General features: G+C 68.9%; 19 protein-coding genes and 1 pseudogene. 15 read left to right on the top strand and 5 right to left on the bottom strand.

The window, feature by feature from the left end; genetic code table 11:
* The first annotated feature begins 357 nt into the window (after positions 1-357).
* The 4 genes from ADL01_RS06475 (at position 358) to ADL01_RS06460 (ending at position 3,872) form a co-directional block, all read left to right on the top strand.
* Entirely contained in the window at positions 358-813 is a 456-nt protein-coding gene (locus ADL01_RS06475; protein WP_053740929.1) for a DUF6228 family protein, read from the top strand.
* A complete protein-coding gene (locus ADL01_RS06470) occupies positions 810-1,283 on the top strand; it encodes a hypothetical protein (protein ID WP_199834769.1) in 474 nt (157 codons plus the stop codon). The genes ADL01_RS06475 and ADL01_RS06470 overlap by 4 nt, the downstream gene beginning before the upstream one ends.
* A gap of 220 nt (positions 1,284-1,503) precedes the next feature.
* Entirely contained in the window at positions 1,504-2,988 is a 1,485-nt protein-coding gene (locus ADL01_RS06465) for an AAA family ATPase (protein ID WP_053740928.1), read from the top strand.
* Positions 2,988-3,872 (top strand): HNH endonuclease, encoded by an 885-nt coding sequence (locus ADL01_RS06460; protein WP_053740927.1) that lies wholly within the window; start codon positions 2,988-2,990, stop codon positions 3,870-3,872. The genes ADL01_RS06465 and ADL01_RS06460 overlap by 1 nt, the downstream gene beginning before the upstream one ends.
* A 555-nt stretch (positions 3,873-4,427) precedes the next feature.
* Here ADL01_RS06460 and ADL01_RS06455 read toward each other — a convergent pair.
* Positions 4,428-5,015, bottom strand: a complete 588-nt coding sequence (locus ADL01_RS06455; RefSeq protein WP_053740926.1) for a TetR/AcrR family transcriptional regulator — start codon at positions 5,013-5,015, stop codon at positions 4,428-4,430.
* 105 nt (positions 5,016-5,120) lie between these two features.
* Here ADL01_RS06455 and ADL01_RS06450 point away from each other — a divergent pair, with 105 nt between their 5' ends.
* Positions 5,121-5,936: an oxidoreductase gene (locus ADL01_RS06450; RefSeq protein WP_053740925.1), complete on the top strand. Its 816-nt coding sequence runs from the start codon at positions 5,121-5,123 to the stop codon at positions 5,934-5,936.
* 47 nt (positions 5,937-5,983) lie between these two features.
* Positions 5,984-6,694: an SDR family oxidoreductase gene (locus ADL01_RS06445; protein ID WP_053740924.1), complete on the top strand. Its 711-nt coding sequence runs from the start codon at positions 5,984-5,986 to the stop codon at positions 6,692-6,694.
* Positions 6,695-7,085: 391 nt separating this feature from the next.
* Here ADL01_RS06445 and ADL01_RS06440 read toward each other — a convergent pair whose 3' ends face one another.
* Positions 7,086-7,721, bottom strand: a complete 636-nt coding sequence (locus tag ADL01_RS06440) for a TetR/AcrR family transcriptional regulator (RefSeq protein WP_053740923.1) — start codon at positions 7,719-7,721, stop codon at positions 7,086-7,088.
* Positions 7,722-7,812: 91 nt separating this feature from the next.
* Here ADL01_RS06440 and ADL01_RS06435 point away from each other — a divergent pair, with 91 nt between their 5' ends.
* The gene (locus tag ADL01_RS06435; protein ID WP_053740922.1) at positions 7,813-9,255 is read left to right on the top strand and encodes an amidase; all 1,443 of its coding nucleotides are present in this window, start codon (positions 7,813-7,815) and stop codon (positions 9,253-9,255) included.
* Between the two features lie 366 nt (positions 9,256-9,621).
* Here ADL01_RS06435 and ADL01_RS06430 read toward each other — a convergent pair whose 3' ends face one another.
* Positions 9,622-10,266, bottom strand: a complete 645-nt coding sequence (locus ADL01_RS06430) for a TetR/AcrR family transcriptional regulator (RefSeq protein WP_053740921.1) — start codon at positions 10,264-10,266, stop codon at positions 9,622-9,624.
* A gap of 316 nt (positions 10,267-10,582) precedes the next feature.
* Here ADL01_RS06430 and ADL01_RS06425 point away from each other — a divergent pair, with 316 nt between their 5' ends.
* From ADL01_RS06425 to ADL01_RS06405, 5 genes are all read left to right on the top strand, one after another.
* Positions 10,583-11,395: an SDR family NAD(P)-dependent oxidoreductase gene (locus tag ADL01_RS06425; protein WP_053740920.1), complete on the top strand. Its 813-nt coding sequence runs from the start codon at positions 10,583-10,585 to the stop codon at positions 11,393-11,395.
* A gap of 61 nt (positions 11,396-11,456) precedes the next feature.
* Positions 11,457-12,890 carry an amidase gene (locus ADL01_RS06420; RefSeq protein ID WP_053740919.1) on the top strand — a complete coding sequence of 478 codons (1,434 nt, stop codon included), beginning with the start codon at positions 11,457-11,459 and terminating at the stop codon, positions 12,888-12,890.
* A 162-nt stretch (positions 12,891-13,052) separates the two neighbouring features.
* Complete coding sequence (locus ADL01_RS06415) at positions 13,053-13,256, top strand: hypothetical protein (RefSeq protein WP_053740918.1); 204 nt, start codon at positions 13,053-13,055, stop codon at positions 13,254-13,256.
* Between the two features lie 143 nt (positions 13,257-13,399).
* On the top strand, positions 13,400-13,840 hold the full coding sequence (locus tag ADL01_RS06410) for an Lrp/AsnC family transcriptional regulator (RefSeq protein ID WP_053740917.1): 441 nt from the start codon (positions 13,400-13,402) through the stop codon (positions 13,838-13,840).
* Positions 13,841-13,899: 59 nt separating this feature from the next.
* Complete coding sequence (locus tag ADL01_RS06405; protein WP_053740916.1) at positions 13,900-16,887, top strand: aminotransferase; 2,988 nt, start codon at positions 13,900-13,902, stop codon at positions 16,885-16,887.
* Positions 16,888-16,985: 98 nt separating this feature from the next.
* Here the strand turns inward: ADL01_RS06405 and rox are convergent, their stop codons facing one another.
* On the bottom strand, positions 16,986-18,425 hold the full coding sequence (gene rox, locus ADL01_RS06400; RefSeq protein ID WP_053740930.1) for a rifampin monooxygenase: 1,440 nt from the start codon (positions 18,423-18,425) through the stop codon (positions 16,986-16,988).
* 241 nt (positions 18,426-18,666) lie between these two features.
* On the opposite strand from rox, the gene ADL01_RS06395 reads away from it, so the two are divergent.
* The 3 genes from ADL01_RS06395 to ADL01_RS06385 all read left to right on the top strand — a co-directional run bounded on the left by ADL01_RS06395 (position 18,667) and on the right by ADL01_RS06385 (position 22,114).
* Entirely contained in the window at positions 18,667-19,161 is a 495-nt protein-coding gene (locus ADL01_RS06395) for a helix-turn-helix transcriptional regulator (RefSeq protein WP_053740915.1), read from the top strand.
* A gap of 10 nt (positions 19,162-19,171) precedes the next feature.
* Entirely contained in the window at positions 19,172-19,582 is a 411-nt protein-coding gene (locus tag ADL01_RS06390; protein ID WP_053740914.1) for a VOC family protein, read from the top strand.
* Between the two features lie 117 nt (positions 19,583-19,699).
* Positions 19,700-22,114, top strand: a complete 2,415-nt coding sequence (locus ADL01_RS06385; RefSeq protein WP_053740913.1) for an ATP-binding cassette domain-containing protein — start codon at positions 19,700-19,702, stop codon at positions 22,112-22,114.
* A gap of 58 nt (positions 22,115-22,172) precedes the next feature.
* Here the strand turns inward: ADL01_RS06385 and ADL01_RS06380 are convergent.
* Positions 22,173-22,390 (bottom strand): annotated as a pseudogene (locus ADL01_RS06380) (hypothetical protein); the annotation flags it as partial.

The raw sequence follows: 22,390 nt of genomic DNA, 5'->3' as shown, positions 1-22,390 counted from the left end.
GGCGACACCCGGGCCCTCGGCCTGCACAGCCTCAACCCACGGCACAAAAACGGTCCACCAACTCCGTCGGCGGACCGTCACGAAACTTCGAGGCTAGGGCACGTCCCCCTGCCGCTTCTATCCCGGCATCGGAATTGAAGATCCCTACCCGTATCACACTCCAGCACCGCCACGTAACAGTCCGTCGCGATTCAATGCCTAACCAGCCGTTCGCACAGTCACCTCGGCAGAGGGCGCCGGGCACTCACACCTGGCATCGCTATGGAGCGCGTCTGTGCAATCGCCGAAGCCGTTCTCCACCCCACCGACAGCGAATCCAAGTGACGTCGAACGAGCTGCTGACCTAGCGTTCCACCCATGACCACACCAGACGTCAGCACTGACGATGAGGCCAGTGTGACCATCCGCTGCCAGGACAACGCGTCCGTCAGCGTGACGTTCTGCGATCGGTTCAGCTTCGACGCCGACTCCGTGCACTATGCCGTCGAACTGCGCGCTCCCGGGCTGACCGCTCGCGTCGACGAGGTCGTCGCCTGGATCTGGGACAGCGACCTCACCACGTTTCTGGAAGAGCTCGCCACCGACTACCGGGGGTGGGACGGCGAACGGAGCTGGCATGCCAACGACCGCGACCTGACGGTGTCGGCGGCCTTCCGGTCCGGCGGCTACGTCGGGCTGACCTGGGCCTTGCGGCCGTGGACGCAGGCCGCAGGCGGCTGGGGCGCCTCGATGACCACCTGGCTGGAGGCCGGCGAGCAGATGACTTCCCTCGCCGCCGCTGTCCGGGCCTTTCTCGCCGAGGAGAACCAGTGACATCCGACATGCGCATCACCTGGACGGTTGCAGGATCCGGGTGGGCCGACTGCACCCTTGAAGATCGCCTGGTGAAAGTCGAGCTCACCGCGTCCTATATCACCAATGCGCCCGAGGAGCTCCTGACCGCAGTGGGCCGGCTCGTCGCCGGCGAGACAGAGACCCGTGCCCAGTTCGAGGCCGAGCCGACTGCCTACCGGTGGATCTTCTACCGCGAAGGCGAGGACATCTGGATCCGCGTGCTGGAACTGCGCGACGGCAGCGATCACGACAACAGGGGAACCGAAATCTGGTCCAGCCAGCTCGGCATCGACCAGCTCGCCCGCACCGTGATCCGCTGCTTCGACGAGGTCGCGCAGACTTACGGCGAGAGCGGCTATCGAGGCAAGTGGGGCGAACACTTCCCACGAACCGAGCTCGAAACCCTCAGACGCCTCTGGCACGCCCACCACCGCAGCGACAACACATAGCCGCACCGGCCCGCGGCAAAGCAACGGCGGTCCTACTCCAGACTCCAGCGTCGCACTCCAGCCGGGCCGCTGAGTTCGCGACGTCCGCCCCCGCACACCCGTGCGCGCCGCCGCCTAAGATCGCACATCACGACGGAGCACAGTAAGCAGGGGGAGGGCCAGGAAAACCGTGCGATTCGGCGTATTTTATGACGACCGTCGCTTGGCCGAAGGTGGCGCCATGGCGGAGGATCTTTTCGATGCGCTCCTCGTCCACGACACCTGGGACGACGACGGATACCGCACCATGTTCACGTTGCGCGTTCTGACCAGGGAGGGCTGGATCGAGGTCGGCACGGTGAAGATTGGCCACGTGGCGACGGATGGCGAGAACGTTCCCGCCAACTATCTGCTCCCGGAGCGCTTCAGCCGCCTGGACAGCTCGCGCTATTTCTCGGTGGGCCAGGATGAAAGCTATTACTACACGCTGAGCGAGATACCCAGCGCCATCCGGGAGGAAGTACTCACCGCGCTCCGGGATATCGCCTATGACGAGGACTCCTTCCGCCTCGCGCGGAACCAAGATGTGACCCGCACTTCGCTACTGCGCTTCGTCAAGATGTCGACCGTGCGCGGGCAGCTGCGGCGCATCGCACGCGGCGGAGCGCGCCGGGTAAGTTTCGATATCGCCTACGAGCCGCCGCTGCCACCGGCAATGGGTTCCGTGCGGTTCGAATTCAAGGTCGAACCAGGCTCCCGGCCGGCCAGCAACGTGCACGCCCTGACCGGACGGAACGGCGTGGGGAAGTCATATGTGCTTTCCCACTTGGCCCGCGCCGTCGCTGCGGTCGAGCCGCAGATATATGAGCTCGGGCGGATCATCGAGTACGGCCGCGAGGGCCGATCCTTCAACAACCTGGTGACTGTCTCGTTCAGCGCCTTTGACGACTTCCCGCTCGTCGAGGGCGACGAAATGTTCATCGCTTCCTACGTGGGCCTGCGTGTTCAGGGTTCACGATCCCCCAGGTTCAAGACCCCTGGCGGGCTCAGGAAGGACTTCGCGCAGGCCATGAAGGCATGTCTGACGCGCGAGCGCAGCCCACAATGGATCAGGGCATTGCGCACCCTCGACTATCCCGGGAGCGGACTCCTGGAGGAGGGATGGCTGGAGAACTTCGAGAACACCGCAAGCCTGAACAGCCGCGAGAATAAGGCCCGGCAGCTCTTCCGCCGTCTCAGCGCCGGCCACCGGCTCGTTCTGCTCACCATGACCCGGCTCATCGAGCACGTGAGTGAGCGGACCCTCGTCATCATCGATGAGCCGGAAACCCACCTCCATCCGCCCCTGCTGTCCGCGTTCATGCGGGCGCTGTCCGATCTGCTCGCCGAGCGCAACGGGCTGGCCATCGTCGCCACACACTCTCCGGTTGTACTCCAAGAGATTCCTGCCCACTGCGTCTGGAAGCTCTGGCGCTACGGCGGGCAACTCGGAGCCGCGCAGCCCCGCATCGAAACGTACGGCGAGAACGTCGGCGTGCTGACTCACGAGGTCTTCGGTCTGGAACTCACCGAAGCCGGCTTTCTGCACGAACTACGACGCCTGGTCGACGTCGGCTACTCCTACGACGCTGTCCTGGAACACTTCAGTGGACGGCTTGGCAGCGAGGCACAGTTGGTGCTCAGCGCCTTGCTCGGCCAGCGCGACGACGTGGAGGGACACGGCTGATGCAGCACATAGATCCTCCGACCTTCGACGCACGCGACGTCTACACCACCTGCATCGCCAACGCCCGCCCAAATAGCCGAAAACGGCTGGAGTCGTTCACCGACGCGGTGGCCGATGCAGCAAGTGCGTACGAGGCAGCCGCTCAGGGCCAGGCTCTTCACACCCTCACCGGCCTCGCCGCCACGCCTGGCACCCGTCGCGACCGCAAGGCACTGGAGGGGGTCTACACCGACCGGTTGGCCAAGGACCGTGCTCCGGGCCGCCGCATCTACGAGGCGCTCAAAGGTACGACCGACCAAGAAGGCCGTCGACGGGATAACCGGTGTCCCCTGTGCGGGGAGGGCCTGGTAACCACGCTCGATCACCACCTACCCAAGAACACGTACCCGCTGCTCAGCGTGGTACCGGTTAACCTCATCCCGGCTTGCCGCGACTGCAACACCGGCAAGCGCGCGACAGTCCCCGTCAATGCGGGTGACCAGACCCTGCACCCCTACTTCGACGACTTCTCCCACCACCCCTGGCTTCGAGCTCGTCTCAGGAGGCCACGCGGCAATGAGCAGCCGTCGATGAAGTTCTTCGTTTCCCCCCACCCTGATTGGAGCGACACACTCACAGAACGCCTCCAGAAACACCTGAAGGTGTTCGACCTGGACTACCGGTACAGCCTTCTGGTGAGTAGCCACATCGCATCAACCAACCACGACCTCACGATGATGCCCACTAACTCCGTCGCCCCCTGGCTTGAGCACAAGGCCGAGGGCTGGCGCTACCGGGGTAACCCCAACACGATGGGCTATGCCCTGTTCAAGGCCCTGGCGGCCGACAAGTGGTATGTCAACGGCGGCTGGCGCGGCTCAAGCCCGGAGACAAACCTCGACTAATCGGCCCGACAGCCATTCTCCGAGAAGGCCGATTTGAGGACACGCCACGACTTCGGAGAAGAGGGTGCAACAGCTCACTGGGGCTGGGCGTGACGCCGCAGTCAGTCCGCCGCGGGACCGATCGATGGCGTGGTCATCGGGTTCGCCGACCGGGCCCCCTTCTGCGTCCCCCGCGGCCAAGCGCAGAGCCGACGGGCTTGTCGTCGGTTCCCTCTCGTGTCGTGGTTTGGGCGCACCAGACACGGCACGACTCCGCTCGACGGGAGAGCGACTGGGTTCGATGTCAACGGACAGCTGCTCAGGTTGAGTGAGACAGGCCAGCCATTGCCGTCTCACTCAACCTGAGCCACCCCAGGTCACCGCCTCACGATGGCCCACTTCCATTGAGACGGGACACAGTTGTCACCTGGGCGCGGTATCTGTCACCAGTGACCGGCAGCCAGGTCGCGCGCGGGGTGCTTCGCGTCATGCCGTGGTGGGTTCTGGCGGGCAGCAGCGCCTGTGCGCCGCCTTCGATGGGGCAGCCAGGTCCGTCACATGCGGCGAAGAGCAGGGTTACCGCACAGGTCCGACTTTCAGCAGCGCGAGGGCGTTGCGAACGCCTTGGTCGAGGACGTCGTCAGCCAGCTTGGGGTCGGCCAGGGCGCGGGCGAGTTGGAGCGTCCCGACCATCATGGCGAAGACGCTGAGCGCCTGCGGGCGGGCCGAGGGCGGGTTGTCGGGTGCCAAGCGGGCGGCGATGTCGTCGATGACGGCCAGTAGACCCTCGGTGAACGCCTGCTTGGTCGCGTCCGCGCATCGTCCGATCTCGTCGAGCAGGGCGGCGGTCGGGCAGCCGTTCTCGGGATCGTCGCGGTGCTCGGCGGACAGGTACGCGCGGACGAACTGTTCGAGCCCGGCGCGGCCGGGCGCCAGCGCCTCAAGGTTCGCGTTCTGCGCGCCCAGCTGGTCGGCGACGGCGTTCGCGACGAGGTCCTCCTTGGAGGCGAAGTGGGCGTAGAAGGCCCCGTTGGTCAGCCCCGCGTCCGACATGAGCATGGAGACCCCGGAGCCGTCGATGCCGTCCTTCTTGAACCGGCGGCCGGCCGCCTCGATGATCCGCTGCCGCGTCGCCTGCTTGTGGTCTTTCGCGTAGCGCGCCACGCGCTCCTCCTCCTCGCTCCGGCCGAGAGGCCGCTTGCCGCTCGCCCGCCCCTGTCCTAGAGTAATTGGATTACGGTCATAATTCAATTACTGAAGAGGCCCACCATGACCACAGACCAGCCAGTAGCACTCGTGACCGGAGCATCGTCAGGCATCGGCAAGGCGGCCGCGCTCGCGCTCGTCGACGCGGGATTCGAGGTCGTCGGAACGAGCCGCCGAGCCTCCGGGGACGCCCGTCGCGACGGCGTGACGTTCCTCGACCTCGACGTGGCCAGCGACACCTCGGTCGCCAGCGCGGTCGACCGCGTGATCGAAAAGTTCGGGCGGATCGACGTCCTGGTCAACAACGCCGGCATCGGCTCCGCCGGCGCCGGCGAGGAACGCTCCCTCGCCCAGGACCAGCAACTGTTCGACATCAACGTCTTCGGCCTGATCCGCATGACCAAGGCCGTCCTGCCGTACATGCGCGCCCAGGGCCGCGGCCGGATCATCAACATCTCGTCCGTGCTCGGGTTCGTCCCCGCGCCGTACATGGCCGCCTACGCCGCGTCCAAGCACGCGGTCGAGGGCTACTCCGAGTCCGTGGACCACGAGGTCCGCCAGCACGGCGTCCGCGTACTGCTCGTCGAGCCCGCCCAGACCAGGACCGCGTTCGAGGCCAACTCCCCGAAGCCCGCCACGCCCCTGCCGGTCTACGAGCACCAGCGGCAGGTCTTCGAGCGCGTGATGGGCGCGGCGATGAAGGACGGCGACGATCCCGCCACCGTCGCCAAGGCGATCGTCGCCGCGGCGACCGACCCGAAGCCGAAGCTGCGCTACCCCGCCGGGTCGACCGCCGGACGCGTCAGCACCCTGCGCCGCCTCGTCCCCTCCCGCGCCTTCGACCGGCAGATCCGCAAGCTCAACCAGCTGCCCGCCTGACCGACACCCCCATCCCCCGACGCCACAACCTGCACCAGGAGCCTTCCGTGGACCTGTCCACCAGCACCGCCCTCGTCACCGGAGCCAACCGGGGCCTTGGCCGCGCCCTCGCCACCGAACTGCTCGACCGCGGCGCCACCGTCTACGCCGCAGCCCGCAACCCCGACCAGGTCGACCTGCCCGGCGCCAAGCCGATCGCGCTCGACATCACCGACCCCGCCTCCGTCGCCGCCGCTGTCCAGGCCACCGGCGACGTCACCGTCCTGATCAACAACGCCGGCGTCTCCACCGGCGCCAACCTGCTCGCAAGCGACCAGGACGCCATCCGCCTGGAGATGGACACCCACTACTTCGGCACCCTCTCGGTGGTCCGCGGCTTCGCCCCCCAGATCGCGGCCAACGGCGGCGGCGCGATCCTGAACATCCTCTCCGTCCTGTCCTGGCTCAGCTTTCCGCAGGCCGGCGCATACAGCGCCGCCAAGGCCGCGCAGTGGTCGTTGACCAATGCCCTGCGCGTGGAACTCGCCCAGCAGGGCATCCGGGTGGCCGGACTGCATGTCGGCTTCATGGACACCGACATGACCCGGGGGATCACCGAGCCCAAGTCCGACCCGGCCGACATCGCCCGGATCGCGGTCGACGGCATCGCCGCCGACGCCCACGAGATCGTCGCGGACGACCTCAGCCGCCAGGTGCAGTCCGGGCTGGCCGGAGGCGTCGCAGCCCTCTACCCGCAGCTGGCCGGGACCGCCCACTAGGCAGCACTCAACATGGTGACCACGTGTCAAAGACTCCGCCGCACCGGAGGAAGCGCGACGGTCGCCGGGAAACGAACGGCGAACCCGTCGTGCCGCAGGCGACTCTTCTCACCCATTTCAGGCGGGCCGCTCCGGTATCCGAGCCCCACGGTGGCCAGCACCGCCATCCACGCTCGCGCTGTCTGGCGTGAGCTCGGATGGCGGTCCTGACTCGAGCAGGTGACAACTTCAGCGCCCAGATGGTGACAACCATCGCGCCCAACGAGGCGATGAAGTGCAGGCCACCGGAGGCGCTTGATGACAACTGTCTCGCTCGGTCACAGCCACTCCCCGGTCCTACTGATTCGGTGCAGCCGACACGGCACGCGCAAAGCGAAGAGCACCCTGAGCGTCAGACGGCTTTTCTGGGGCGGATGGCGCCGAGGCGTTCCCAGAGGCCGACAAGATGCGCGTGCAGGACTTCCTCGGCTTCCTCTGCGGCCAAGTGGCCTATGAGTACATGGGTGGTGAGGCCGTCGGCGAGGGCGAGCAGAGTGCGAGCCTCGCGCTGTGGGTTGGGCGGCGTAGTGCCTTCGTCGGCCGAGCCGCTCTCGGTGACCTCCGTGATGAGGCGGACGAGGAGGTTCTGAAGGGATGCGTAGCTGGTTCTCAGCGGGCCGGCGAGTGGCTCGCTGACAACGGCCTGAGCGACGAACGCGAGCCAGATCCGCGCTTCGGCTCGATGCTCTTCGCGGAGCAGGGCAATCTCGTTGGCCGCGTGGCCCAGAGCGGTGGCGGCCGACTGGGCCGGGCTTGCGGCCAGGCGGGTCCTCACACGTTCGGTGATGCGGTCGCCGACGTGGTCGACGGCGAAGAGGAGCATCTCCGCCTTGCTGCGGAAGCAGCGCTGAACGGCGCCCAGTGAGACCTGCGCGCGGGCGGCGACGTCGCGCATGCTCACTCCCTCCGGTCCGTGTTCGTCGGCGAGGAGGCAGACGGCCTCGGCGATCCGGCGGCGGCGGCTTTCGTAGTCCACCTGTTTGGGCATGCTCGGTCACCCTCCCTATTCCAATACGATCGTATCGCTTCCGGGGTAAGGTCTCGGACACGAGTACTTCGGCGTGTGGACAGGAAGCGCGATGATCAGGCAGAACGCCCTGTGGGCAATGACGGCCGCCGCCCAGGCGACTGCCGTCCGAGACGGAGAGATATCGGCGGTCGAACTGATCGACAGCCACCTGGAACGCATCGCCGAGGTCAACCCCCAGGTCAACGCGATCACGCAGCTGTTGGCTGAGCGGGCCCGCGAGGCCGCGGCACACATGGACCGGCGGCGAGCAGCGGGCGAAGAACTCGGGCCGCTGGCCGGTGTGCCGTTCACGGTGAAGGAGACCACCGCTGTCGAAGGCGTGCCGACCACACTCGGAACGCCCCGCTTCCGCGACTTGGTGGCTCCGGCCGACGCACCCCCGGTGGCCCGGCTCCGCGCGGCGGGAGCCATACCGATCGGCCACAGCAACATGCCCACCCTGGTCCTGGCCGGGATGCACACCCGCAGCGAGCTGTTCGGCGACACCGTCAACCCGTGGAACCGTAGCCGGACCCCGGGCGGCAGCAGTGGCGGTGACGGAGTGGCCGTCGCCACCGGTATGGCCGCGCTCGGACTCGGCAATGATTCCGGCGGATCAGTACGGATCCCAGCCTCGTTCTGCGGTGTGACGGGGCTGAAACCGACCACCGGGCGGTTCCCCGCCGACCACCGCGTCCTCGGACCGGACGACCCGGGCCCAGCCGCACAGATGCTGGTCACCGACGGTCCCCTGGCCCGTACGGTCGCCGACCTGCGGCTGGCATACGAGGCGCTGGCGGGGACCGACCCACGGGACCCGCGGGCCGTACCCGTGCCCCTCTACGGCGAACCGCTGCCGGGGCCGGTCAAGGTCGCGGTCGTCGCCGACCCCGGCGGCCACGGCGTCCACCCCACGGTCCGCAAGGCCGTCGCAGCGGCAGCGGACGCGTTGCGCGACGCCGGGTACGACGTACGGGAGATGGCGGACGTTCCGCGGCTGGACGAGGCACTCGAGGCATACGGCCGGATCACCGTGACCGAATTCGCGCCGACCTGGCCGGTGGTGCGGAAACTGCTCGGCGAAGGCGGAGACCGCTACATCCAGATGGCCATGGAGAAGACTCCTCCTGTGAACGCCGCAGAGCTCACGAAGCTGATGGGGGCCTGGCTCGGCATCCGCCGCTCCTGGGCGGAGTTCCTCGACGAGTTCCCGCTGCTGCTCGGACCGGTGTTCACCGAGCCGCCCGTCGAGCCGGGACTTGAGTCACGTGACGAAGCGGGGCGGGAACGGGTGGCCGAGAGCATGCGCCTGTGCACGGTGACCAGCTTCGTGGGCGTGCCCGCGGTCGCCGTGCCGACCGGAGTCAGCGACGGTCTGGCGTCCGGCGTGCAGATTGTCGGGCGCGCGTTCCGGGAAGACCTGTGCCTGGCCGCTGCCCAGGAGATCGAGGACCGCCTCGGCGTGCTCACGCCGATCGCCCCTCGCCCCGAATTCCCGGCTGCCGCACGGTAGGCGGAGCTTCGTCAGAGGGCAAAGAGACGGGTGCTAGAAGCAATACCAGCTGGTATTGCTTCTAGCCCGCATCCTCATCGACGTCGGTGACGGCACCAACTTCCCGACCGCCGCCCACCCGGCCTCCTGCGCGGACCTGGCTCCTGCGACCAGGATTGCGGAGATCCGCTGCCGCAGACGATGGCGGCGGAGGCGGTGTTCTGCTCGGGTCGGTGCAGGTCACGCCAGTGGCGGAGGCTTCAGCGAACCCGGCAGCGGGTGGCTGCGACGCAGCGGGGAGAGTGGGAGGAATGCCCAGTCTGCGGGCGGTCGTGGTCGGTGGGGGTGGAGCGGTCGACGACGGCGGTGCACTGCCAGGGATGGGACCTACTGCCGCGCGGCGTTGCCGCGGAGCCCGAGCCTTGTGATCGTGCGGCGGAGTGCGGTGCGGATCACCTGCGTCGTCGACGGGTCGAGCGGTGTGGAGAGGTGGTCGATCTCCAGACCCGCGATGACCGAGAGAATGATCTCTGAGTCTGTCTCGGGATCGTCCGAGCCGAGCCGGCTCGCGACGTGGCTGACCTGGATCTGCAGCGCCTGGCGCCACGCCCGCGAGACGCGTGCGAGGTCCGGCCTGCGGGTTGACTCGATCAGGAACTCGTACTCCGCGACCAGGCTCGTGCGTGCCTCGGTCAGCCCGTGGTGGATGAACGCCGTGAGGTGCTCGGCGATGTCGTCGGCATGGTCGCCGTTCTCGACACCCGCAAAGGCGGCAAGGACCCGGTCCGCCTCCCGGCGCGTGTGCAACTCGAACGCCTCAAGGATCAGATCGTCCTTGGTCTTGAAGTAGTAGCCGAGAGCGCCGAGCGGCAGCCCCGCTTCCGTCGCGATGGCACGCATGGAGAGCCCGGCGAGTCCCTTGTCCCCGATGACCCGCAGGGCCGCTTCGAGGATGGCCGCTTTGCGGACCCCGCCACGCTCGGTCAGGACAGGGGCGTCTCGTCGCTGGGCGGACTCGCGGGGCCGGCTCATGTCTGTCGTTGCCCTTCTCACCTGTGGGTGACCGTCGGGCGTCGCCCGACGGCAATGGCCGCACGGTAGCAATCGCGGGGCAACCTGCCTGGGTGGTGCCCTGCGGCATCATGCCCCCTCCCCGTTGGAACTGGAACGAACGTACCACTCACATATCAAGGAAGGTCGGCCGTCCCACTCGGGGTCTGCGTACGGTTTCATCCCCCTGAGGTGCAGGTGAAGTGGCCATTGCCGCGCCGCCCGGATTCCCCTACTGTGACGAACGTTCAACTCAGTTACGCCATGAGGCGTCCAGGGATTCGAGGGTGAGCACCACATGAACCCGACCAACGCCGACGGCCGGCCCGTCGCGGTCATCACCGGGGTCGGCAGTGCATCCGGCATCGGTTTCGCCTGCGCCAAACGGTTGGCCGAGGACTACTCGCTGCTGATCACCTCGACCACTGGGCGGATTAAGGAGCGAGTAGCCGAGCTGGCGGGGAGCTGCCCCGTCCGTGGGGTCGCGGGCGATCTCACGGATCCCCGGTTCGCCGAGTCGGTGGTGGCCGAGGCGCTGGATGCCTTCGGCCGGATCGACGTTCTCGTCAACAACGCCGGCATGGTCTCGGTGGCCGAGCCCGAAGATCCGTCCAGCCTCGCGACGGCCTCCGACGAGCAGTGGCGTTCGGCCCTCTCGCGAAACCTCGACACCACCTTCTACATGACCCGCGCCGCGCTCCAGCCGATGCTCGACCGCGGGTACGGCCGGGTGGTGAACATGTCGTCGCTCTCGGGTCCGGTGATGGCCTACAAGGGCGACGTCGCCTACCACACGGCCAAGGCCGGCCTGATCGGCCTCACCCGCTCGACGGCCATGGACACGGCCTCACGGGGCATCACGGTCAACGCCGTCGCGCCCGGCTGGATCGCGACCGGGGGACTCGACGAGCACGTCGACGCCCTCGGGGCGGCAACGCCGGTCGGTCGTGCGGGGCGTCCCGAGGAGGTGGCCGCGCTGGTGGCGTTCCTTGCCTCGCCGGAGTCGTCCTACGTCACGGGACAACTGTTCGTGGTGGACGGCGGCAACTCCATCCAGGAGGAGCGCGGACTCGGCCCGGCGGGCGGTCCCCTGACGCTGTTCGCGCAGTAACCACCTATTCACGCGTTTTGCCTATTTTGCCCGTGCTGCCCATCGCCCTGAGGAGCGAAGGATGGACCTGAACTACCTGTCGGCCGAGGAGATGCTGGGGGCGTTTCGGCGGCGCGAGCTGTCCCCGGTGGAAGTCCTGGACTCGCTGATCGAACGGGTCGCCAAGACCAGCGAGGTCAACGCTGTCGCCGAGGAGATGTTCGACGAGGCCCACGATGTCGCGCGGGCCGCCGAGGCCAGGTACGCGGGGAGGGGACCGGCGCCCCGGGCGCTCGAGGGCGTCCCGGTCGCGGTGAAGGAGGAGATGCCGATCGCCGGCAGGTCCCATCGCTTCGGCTCCCTGCTGACCGAAGGCAACGTCGCGACGCAGACGCAGCCGATGGTCCAGCGCCTGATCGACGCCGGTGCGGTCCTGCACCTGCGGACCACGACGCCGGAGTTCTCGATCGCCGTGACCACCCACTCCGCGCTGTGGGGCGTCACACGCAATCCATGGAACCTCGACTACAGCCCCGGCGGTTCGTCGGGCGGCTCGGGTGCGGCACTGGCTGCCGGACTCGCCCCACTGGCCACCGGCTCCGACATCGCGGGCTCCATCCGGGTTCCGTCGGCTCTGTGTGGCGTCGTCGGGTTCCGGCCCCCCTACGGACGGGTGCCGTCGCTGCCGCCGCTCAGTCTCGACACCTACTGTCAGGACGGGCCGATGGCCCGCACGGTCACTGACTGTGCTCTCTTCCAGAACGTCATCGCCGGACCGGACCCCGTCGACCACGTCTCGGTACCCGCTGTTCCACCGCTGCCGACGACCTTCGGATCGTGTGCGGGACTGAAGGTCGCGCTCGCGGTCACCATCGGTGACTTCCCCGTCGTCCCCGAGGCGGCGGCCAACATCGAGCGGTTCGCGAGCGCCCTGCGGGACGCCGGAGCCGAGGTGACGCCGGTCGAGATCCCGATCACCCGCCAGTCGATCATGGCCACCGCCATGGCGCACTACGGCCTCCTCCTCGGGCCGTCCGTACTGGAGTGCGCGCCGGCTGACGACCCGCGGTGGTCCCGGAACGTCCTCGATGTCATCGAGGCGTCTGGGGCAGCCCTGGAGAACGTCGGCGCGCTGGGGGTGGTGGAGGAAGAAGGTCGTATGCACGCCGTGCTCGCCGAGATCTACCGCGACCACGACGCCATCATCTGCCCGACCATGGCCACCACCGGCTACCCGGCGGACGCCACGTCCGTGGAATCCGTCGAGCTCGCCGAGGGCGTGCACTTCGACAACCTCGTGAGCCAGTGCCTGACCCAGCTCTTCAACATCGCGAGCCGGCATCCGGTCCTCAACGTGCCCTCAGGTCGCGCGGGCAACGGGGTGCCGACCGGCGTGCAGATCGTCGCCCGGCCGTTCGACGATCTGACCGCGTTCCGCCTCGGGGCCGCCGCCGAAGCACGTCTCGGCCTCTGGAGCGACCCGGACTGGCGGCCGAAGCCGGCGCACCATGGCTGAGGCACAACGGTCGTTCACCGACGAAGGCGCGGTGGACGTGGCCGCCCGCCCGCACCTTTCCGCGGCCCGACGCTGTCGGAGCAGGACGCGAGGCGCCTCCTGCGTGAGGAATGGGGAATCACCGGTCGGCTCACCGACCTGGGGAGCACCCAGGACCAGGTCATGCTGGTCGAGGACGGCCGTGACGGGCGCCGATACGTCCTGAAGGCGACCCTGGCCGAGAGCGGTGCGGAGGCAGTCCACGCCGAACACCTGACGGTCCGTCACTTCCGGTCCCAGGATCCGGGCCTCATGGCGCCGGAAGCCATCCCGTCAGCTCGCCCGGCGGCCGCAGGGAGAACATCACGCTCCTCCACCGCGACGTAGTCGAACGGCAGAAGATGGACCCCGCAGCCCCCGACTCGCTCGATTCCATCGTCAGCACACTTGAATCGAGCGCACAGATCCGGCATTGTGCTTGAAACAAGCGCAATGCCTGCCGTTCAAGCAGCAGGAGAGAGAGGTGTCGCATGGACGACATCGACCGGGCCATCCTGCGGGAGTTGCAGGTCGACGGCCGGATTCCTTACGCCGATCTGGGGCCGAAGGTGGGGTTGTCGCCCTCTGCCGCGAGGCTTCGGCTGCAGCGGCTGATCGATGCCAAGGCGGTGCAGGTCGTCGGGGTTACCGACCCGATGACCATGGGCCAGCAGGCGATGGCCCTCCTGGGCCTGCGCGTCGACGGCGATCCCCGGGCGGTCGCCGACGAGCTGTCCCGGCACGACGAAGTCGTGTACACGGTTCTGACGTCCGGCGGCTTCGACCTGTTCGCCGAGGTGGTGTGCCCTCAGCCTCGGGAACTTCTGGACTTCATCAACGATGTCGTACGGCCCGTCGAGGGTGTCGCGTCCGTCGAGAACTTCCCCTACTTCGCGATTCACACGCACCGCTTCCTGTGGCACGTCGACTGAGGCGTCCGAGCAGCCGAGCGTCCGAGCCCTGTTCGCCCGCACCAGCCGAGGAACCCCGCATGCTTCCCGACGAGTACCGCACGATCGACTTCTTCACCGAGGACGCCCTGCCCGTGCCCCGCGTGGCGCCGGCCGAGGCCGAGCTCATCGCTGCCGAGCACCTCGGCGTCACCGCTCGCGCGCAGCCGCTGGGCAGCCAGCAGGACGCCAACTTCCTGCTGCGCGCCGACGACGGGACGGACGCGACTATTCTGAAGATCGCCAACCCCGCCTTCGGCACGGTGGAGATCGAAGCCCAGGACGCGGCAGCCGACCTGATCGCCTCGGCCCGCCCGGAACTGCGCGTCGCCACGGTCCTGCGCCGCCCCGACGGCTCCCCGTGGCGCACGACGGTGGAGACCGAGACCGGCCCGGCCGTCGCGCGCCTGCTGCGCTACCTGCCCGGTGGCACGCTCTCGGGATCACGGCACCTGTCGCCCGGCACCGTGGCGGGCATGGGCACGCTCGTCGGCAAGGTCAGCACCGCCCTGCGCGACTTCCGGCACCCGGGCCTCGACCGCGTGCTCCAGTGGGACCCGCAGTACGCCGATCGCGTCGTCGCCAAGCTCGCCGGGCACATCGACGAACCCGACCGGCGCACCGCCGTCCAGGCCGCGACCGCCGAGGCCTGGGCCCATGTCCACAAGCTCGCCGCCACGCTGCCGATGCAGGCCGTGCACCTGGACCTCACCGACGACAACCTGATCCGCCGCCCCGACAGCCGTCCCCCCATGCCGGACGGGATCATCGACTTCGGTGACGTGACCAGCAGTTGGGCGGTCGGCGAACTCGCCGTGTCGCTGTCCTCGATGCTCCACCACGACGGTGTCGAGCCTCACCACGTACTGCCGGCCGTCCGCGCCTTCCACGCCGTTCGGCCGCTCTCCCCCGAGGAGGCTGACGCGGTGTGGCCGATCGTCGTCCTGCGCGCCGCCGTCCTGGTGGTCAGCGGGCGGCACCAGGCCGCCGTCGACGAGGACAACGGCTACGCCACGGCCAACCTCGACCACGAATGGCACATATTCGAACAGGCCACCTGCCTGCCCCTGCCGGTGATGATCCGTCTCATCAGGGACGCGATCGGCATGGCCCCGGCCGACGCGCCTGCCCGGACGGCGCAGTCCGATGGCCCGGTACGTCCGCTCCTGCGCGACCTCCTCACCGACGACATCACCCTCCTCGACCTGTCCACCGACGCCGATTCCCTGGACCAGGGAGCCTGGATGGACGCCGACGCGGAGGCCCGGCTCGTGACCTCCGCGCTCGCGGACGGAGCGCCCGCCGTCGCCACCCGCTACGCCCACGCGCGACTCACCGGGACACCGGCGCTCTCGGCGGTGTCCGCCCCCACGGTGCCCACCGGAGTCGACCTCTGGCTCGGCCGGGACGCCGTGGTCCAGGCTCCCGCCGCAGGGAAGGTGCTTGCTGCCGCGCCGGGCCACGTGGAACTCACGTACGGCACGCAGACGCAGATGCAGACGCTGTCGCTGTCCTTCCCTCGCGCGGTCCAGCCCCTGGTCACCGCCGGTGCGACGGTGCGGGCGGGCGAGGACATCGTCCACCTCGGCTCCGGCGCCTCGGTCCACGTCGCGCTGCGCGACGCCGACGGCCCCGCTGTCCCGCGCCTGGTCCGTCCCGAGTACGCCGTCGGCTGGCTCGCGCTCACCGCCGACCCCGCCCCGCTTCTCGGCCTCCCGGCCGACTCCGACCGTACGCACGACAGCGAACTGCTCGACCGGCGTGACGCCGTGTTCGCCACCGTGCAGGGGCACTACTACGCCAACCCTCCCCGTATCGAACGTGGTTGGCGCCACCACCTGCTGTCCACCGACGGCCGGTCGTACCTCGACATCGTCAACAACGTCACCCCGTTGGGCCACGCCCACCCCCGCGTCGAGCAGGCCGTCTCCCGGCAGTTGCGGCGGCTCAACACCAACTCGCGCTTCCACTACGCCTCCGTGGTGGAGTTCACCGAGCGCCTCGCCGCTCTCCTCCCCGACCCGCTGGACACGGTGTTCCTCGTCAACTCCGGTTCGGAAGCGGTGGATCTGGGCCTTCGCCTCGCCATCGGGGCTTCGGGTCGGCATGACGTCGTGGCGCTGCGCGAGGCGTACCACGGCTGGACGTACGCCTCCGACGCGGTCTCCACCTCGCTCCAGGACAACCCGAACGCCCTTGCCACCCGCCCGAGTTGGGTGCACACCGTGGACTCGCCCAACTCCTACCGCGGCCGCCACCGTGGACCGGATGCCGTGCGTTACGCGCCCGAGGCCGTCGCGGTGATCGACGAACTGGCCTCCGCCGGGCGCCCGTTGGGGGCGTTCATCGGCGAGACCTTCTACGGCAACGCCGGAGGAGTCGCCCTTCCCGACGGCTATCTCGACCAGGTGTACGCGGCGGTACGGCGTCACGGCGGCCTGGCCGTCGCCGACGAGGTCCAGGTCGGATACGGCCGCCTGGGACACTGGTTCTGGGGCTTCGAGCAGCAGCAGGTCGTCCCCGACATCGTCTGTGTCGCCAAGGCCATGGGCAACGGACACCCCCTCGGCGCCGTCATCACGTCCAAGGCGGTCGCGGACCGGTACCGCGACCAGGGCTACTTCTTCTCCTCCACCGGCGGCAGCCCCGTATCCAGCGTCGTGGGCCTCACCGTCCTGGACACCCTGCGCGACGAAGACCTCCAGGGCAACGCGGTACGCGTCGGCGGCCATCTGAAGAGTCGGCTGGAGGCACTGGCCGACCGCTACGGCGTCATCGGCGCCGTCCACGGCTCGGGCCTCTACGTTGGCCTCGAACTCGTCCGGGACCGTGTGAGCCTGGAACCCGCCACGGAAGAGACCGCCGAACTCTGCGACCGCATGCTCGACCTCGGCGTGATCGTCCAGCCCACGGGGGACCACCTCAACATCCTCAAGATCAAGCCACCGCTGTGCATCGACACCACGGCAGCCGACTTCTTCGCCGACATGCTCGACCTGGCCCTCACCCAACTCGGCCACTCCGGCTGACACCGCACGGGGGCTGGCCCCGGCGGTGTGTAGGTGAACGGGACGCGGCCTCCTCCGAGTTGGACCAGGCCACGCCCTCCCCGGCAGGACAGTCGCCCTCAACTCGCGGCGTTACCGAACCACTTGGTCAGCGGGGCATGCAGGTCCTCCTGCTTCTCGCCGACCCAGGCCACGTAACCGTCCGGGCGCAACAGCACCGCCGGTGCGTCGAGTTCGTCCAGTTCGGTGCTGACGTCGACGACGTGGTCGACCCTGTCCTCCCAGCCCGGCACCGAGAGTCGGCCGGTCTGGTCGAGGAGCAGGCCGCGGCCGGTGCGCGTCAGCTCGTACAGGCGGCCCCGCTTCAGGGGCACGTCGCGCAGGCGTCGGCCGAGGAGGTGGTGGCCGTCGCCGAAGTCGTAGCGGATGCCGATCGCGGTGAGTTTCTCGATCAGGTGCCGCTTCACGTCCTCGAAGTCCATCAGTTCCGACAGCAGTCGCCGCATCGGCTGGAGACTCGGCTCGGCGGACATCAGCAGCGTCTGTGCGCGGGTGTTGTCCAGGACGTCGGCGGCCACCTGGTGGCGTTCGGCGTGGTAGCTGTCCAGCAGTCCCTCCGGTGCCCGGCCCGCGAGTTCGGCGGCCAGTTTCCAGCCGAGGTTGAACGCGTCCTGGATACCGAGGTTGAGCCCCTGCCCGCCGACCGGCGGGTGGACGTGCGCGGCGTCGCCGGCCAGCAGGACCCGGCCGACGCGGTACCGCTCGGCCAGCCGGGTGGCGTCGCCGAATCGGGAGAGCCAGCGCGGCGAGTGCACACCGAAGTCGGTACCGGCGTACGCGCGCAACTGCGTCCTGAACTCGTCGAGAGTCGGCGCCGAGCGGTCCGCGGTCACCCCCTCGGCGGGCACGACGACGCGATACGCCCCCTCACCGCCCATCGGTCCGAGGCCGAACCACTTCTCCGTCTTGCGGACCTCGGCCACCACCGCGGCCACCGTCTCCTGCGGAACACCCACCTCCATCTCACCCAACAGCGCCTGCACCCGGGTGGGTTCGCCGGGGAAACCGACGCCGAGCAGCTTGCGTACGGTGCTGCGGCCGCCGTCGCAGCCGACGAGATGGCGCGAGCGCAACCGCGTGCCGTCGGCGAGCTCGGCGGTCACCCCCGTCTCGTCCTGGCTCAGCCCGACCAGCTCGCTGGAGCGCCGGATCTCGACGCCGGCCTCGATGGCGTGCTCGGTCAGCAGCCGGTCGGTGACGGTCTGCGGGATGCCGAGTACGTACGGATGCGCGGTGTCCAGGTGCTTGGGCGCGGGCTTGTCGATGGCGGCGAAGAAACCGCCGCCGACCGGGAACTGCCTGCCGTGTCCGAGGAACCGCTCCAGCAGTCCCCGCTGGTCCATCACCTCGATGCTGCGGACGTGCAGACCGAGCGAACGCACGACCGGTGTCGGCTCCGCGTCCCGTTCCAGTACGACCACGTGCACACCGTGCAGCCGCAGCTCGGCCGCCAGCATCATGCCGGTGGGTCCGCCGCCGACCACGATCACGTCAATCATGAAAACCCCCATGTGGCAGCCTTGTTTACCGCGATCTCCGCGATTTCCGCAGGTCCGGGCCGCCTCGGCCGACGATTCTGCGGCACGACGGGGGTCTTGCCGCAAGCCCCCCGGTGCGCTATACGTTGAGAAGGGCGGGGAGCGCCTCTTTTTTCGCCGCTATCGCCGACCGTTGGGATCCTCTGCAGGGCATCCGCCGGGATCCGGGCCCCCGCCGAAAGCCCGGTGGTACCGTCGCGGAATGGACCCGCAGGAACTCGCCAACCTCGCGCATCTGCGTCGGGCACGGGATCTGATCGACCGGGAGTACGCGCGTCCGCTCGACGTGCCGACCATGGCGCAGCGCGCCCTGATGTCACCGGCGCACTTCTCGCGGCGGTTCCGGGCGGCCTACGGCGAGACGCCGTACAGCTATCTCATGACCCGCCGGATCGAGCGCGCGATGACGCTGCTGCGCGCCGGCATGAGTGTCACCGACGCGTGCATGACCGTCGGCTGTACCTCCCTGGGCTCCTTCAGCTCGCGGTTCACCGAGATCGTCGGGGAGACGCCGAGCGCGTACCGGGGCCGCGAGCACGACGCGGTGACGGCGATGCCCGCCTGTGTGGCGAAGGTACAGACCCGGCCGAGCAGGAACGCCCCGGCGGCCACCGGCGCCCCCGCGCCCTCCCCCGCCCCGGACATCGAAAACGTACCGAGCAGGATTCGAGAAGCGGGCCGCACGGCCGCCGCCTAGCGTTGTCGGCATGGACATCGCACTGCAGTACTGCCACATCACTGTCAACGACCCCGACGAGGCGCTCGCCTTCTACCGCGACGCACTCGGCTTCGAGGTCCGCAACGACGTAGCGTCCGGCGAACACCGCTGGGTCACCCTCGGCAGCTCCGCGCAGCCGGACCTCGAAATCGTCCTCTCCGAACCGCACGCGGGCCGCTCGGCGGCCGACGGCGACGCCCTTCAGGAACTGCTCACCAAGGGTGTCATGCCGATGTTCGTCTTCCGTACCGACGATCTCGATGGCATGTTCGAGAAGGTACGGGCGTCCGGCGCCGAGGTCCTCCAGGAACCCATGGACCAGGCGTGGGGCCCGCGCGACTGCGCGTTCCGCGACCCGTCGGGCAACCTGGTACGGATCTCGCAGAAGCCGAAGGGCTGAGTCGGCAGCCCAGCAGCACAGCGGCACAGCGGCACAGCGGCACAGCAGCACAGCGGCACTGACTCAGTAGCACAGCAGCACCTGTAGGAAAACGGACGAGGACGAGACGGAGACCCGATGAGCAGGACCACGAGGGCGGACTCGCAGGCGGCCGGCGCGCCGCACGGTGCCGACAGCCACGATCTGATCCGTGTGCACGGCGCGCGCGAGAACAACCTCAAGGACGTCAGTATCGAGCTGCCGAAGCGTCGGCTGACGGTGTTCACCGGGGTCTCCGGTTCGGGCAAGAGCTCGCTGGTGTTCGACACGATCGCCGCCGAGTCGCAGCGGCTGATCAACGAGACGTACAGCGCGTTCGTCCAGGGGTTCATGCCGACCCTGGCACGCCCCGAGGTCGACGTGCTCGACGGACTGACCACTGCGATCATCGTCGACCAGCAGCGACTGGGCGCCGACCCGCGCTCCACCGTCGGCACCGCCACCGACGCCAACGCGATGCTGCGCATCCTCTTCAGCAGGCTGGGCGATCCGCACATCGGGCCGCCCAGCGCGTACTCCTTCAACACGGCCTCGGTCCGTGCGAGCGGCGGGATCACCGTCGAGCGCGGGGCCGCGAAGACGAAGACCGTGAAGGCGACCTACAACCGCACCGGCGGCATGTGCACGCGCTGCGAGGGCCGGGGCGCGGTCTCCGACATCGACCTCACCCAGCTCTACGACGACTCCAAGTCGATCTCCGAGGGCGCGTTCACCATCCCCGGGTGGAAGTCGGACAGCCAGTGGACCGTGGGGCTGTACGCCCAGTCCGGCTTCCTCGACCCGGACAAGCCGATCCGCCGGTTCACCAAGAAGGAGATGCACGACTTCCTCTACGGCGAGCCGACGAAGGTCAAGGTCAACGGCGTCAACCTGACCTACGAGGGCCTGATCCCCAAGATCCAGAAGTCGTTCCTGTCGAAGGACAAGGAGGCGCTGCAGCCGCACATCCGGGCGTTCGTGGAACGGGCGGTCACCTTCACCACCTGCCCCGAGTGCGAGGGCACCCGGCTCAGCGAGGGGGCCCGCTCGTCGAAAATCGGCAAGATCAGCATCGCCGACGCCTGCGCGATGGAGATCCGGGACCTCGCGGAGTGGGTGCGCGGCCTCAACGACCCGTCGGTGGCGCCGCTGCTCAGCGCGCTCCAGCACACGCTGGACTCGTTCGTGGAGATCGGCCTCGGCTATCTCGCGCTGGACCGCGCCTCGGGCACCCTGTCGGGCGGCGAGGCGCAGCGCGTCAAGATGATCCGCCACCTCGGTTCCGCCCTCACCGACATCACGTACGTGTTCGACGAGCCGACGATCGGCCTGCACCCGCACGACATCCAGCGCATGAACGACCTGCTGCTGCGGCTGCGCGACAAGGGCAACACCGTGCTCGTCGTGGAGCACAAGCCCGAGGTGATCGCGATCGCCGACCACGTCGTCGACCTGGGCCCCGGCGCCGGCACGGAGGGCGGCACCGTCTGCTTCGAGGGGACGGTGGAGGGGCTGCGGACCGGCGGTACGGTCACCGGCCGCCACTTCGACGACCGGGCAGCGCTGAAGGAGACGGTACGCAAGCCCACCGGCACCCTGCCGGTCCGGGGCGCGACCCGGCACAACCTCCAGGGCGTCGACGTGGACATCCCGCTCGGGGTGCTGTGCGTGGTGACCGGGGTCGCCGGGTCCGGCAAGAGCTCGCTGATCCACGGGTCGCTGGTCGAGACCCGGGGTGCCGTCGGCGAGGGGGTGGTGGCGGTCGACCAGACGCCGATCCGTGGCTCCCGGCGGAGCAATCCGGCGACGTACACCGGTCTGCTCGACCCGATCCGTACGGCGTTCGCCAAGGCCAACGGGGTCAAGCCGGCGCTGTTCAGCGCCAACTCCGAGGGCGCCTGCCCCACCTGCAACGGTGCCGGTGTCATCTACACCGACCTGGCGATGATGGCCGGTGTGGCCACGACCTGCGAGGACTGCGAGGGGAAGCGGTTCCAGCCGGCGGTCCTCGAGTACCACCTCGGCGGCCGGGACATCGCCGAGGTGCTCGCGATGTCGGTGACGGAGGCGGAGGAGTTCTTCGGCGCGGGCGAGGCGCGTACGCCGGCCGCGCACCGCGTCCTGGACCGCCTCGCCGACGTCGGCCTCGGCTACCTCAGCCTCGGCCAGCCCCTCACCACCCTGTCCGGCGGCGAACGCCAGCGCCTCAAGCTGGCCACGCACATGGGCGACAAGGGGGGCGTGTACGTCCTCGACGAGCCGACGACCGGCCTCCACCTCGCCGACGTCCAACACCTGCTCGGCCTGCTCGACCGGATCGTCGACTCCGGCAAGTCGGTCATCGTGGTCGAGCACCACCAGGCGGTCATGGCCCACGCGGACTGGATCATCGACCTCGGCCCCGGCGCGGGCCACGACGGGGGCCGCATCGTCTTCGAGGGCACCCCGGCGGACCTGGTGGCGGCCCGCAGCACACTGACGGGGGAGCACTTGGCGGGGTACGTGGGGGCGTGAACACGGGGGCGCGGGCCGCCTGGTTCCCTCGGCCCCGCTGCCCGGCCGCCCAACTCCCCTACGGCTGGCGGAGCCACGTCTCTACGGCCGCGAAGTCCGCGTCGCGGAGCCCGTGGTGAGGGTCGACGCGGTGCAACAGGGCCCGACCATGATGGTGTTGGGCCACCCACCTCCGGTCGGCATCGCTGACCTCGTCGTCGAGCCAGACGAAGGGCCGCCCGGCGGTCAACTCGACGAGCGGGCGGGTCTTCCAGTGCACGCCGGGCGGGTCGGGCG

Source organism: Streptomyces sp. NRRL WC-3618 (assembly GCF_001280005.1).
Lineage (GTDB): Bacteria > Actinomycetota > Actinomycetes > Streptomycetales > Streptomycetaceae > Streptomyces.
Note: the sequence above shows the minus strand (reverse complement) of the source record. Positions and strands in the feature narration are given on the sequence as shown.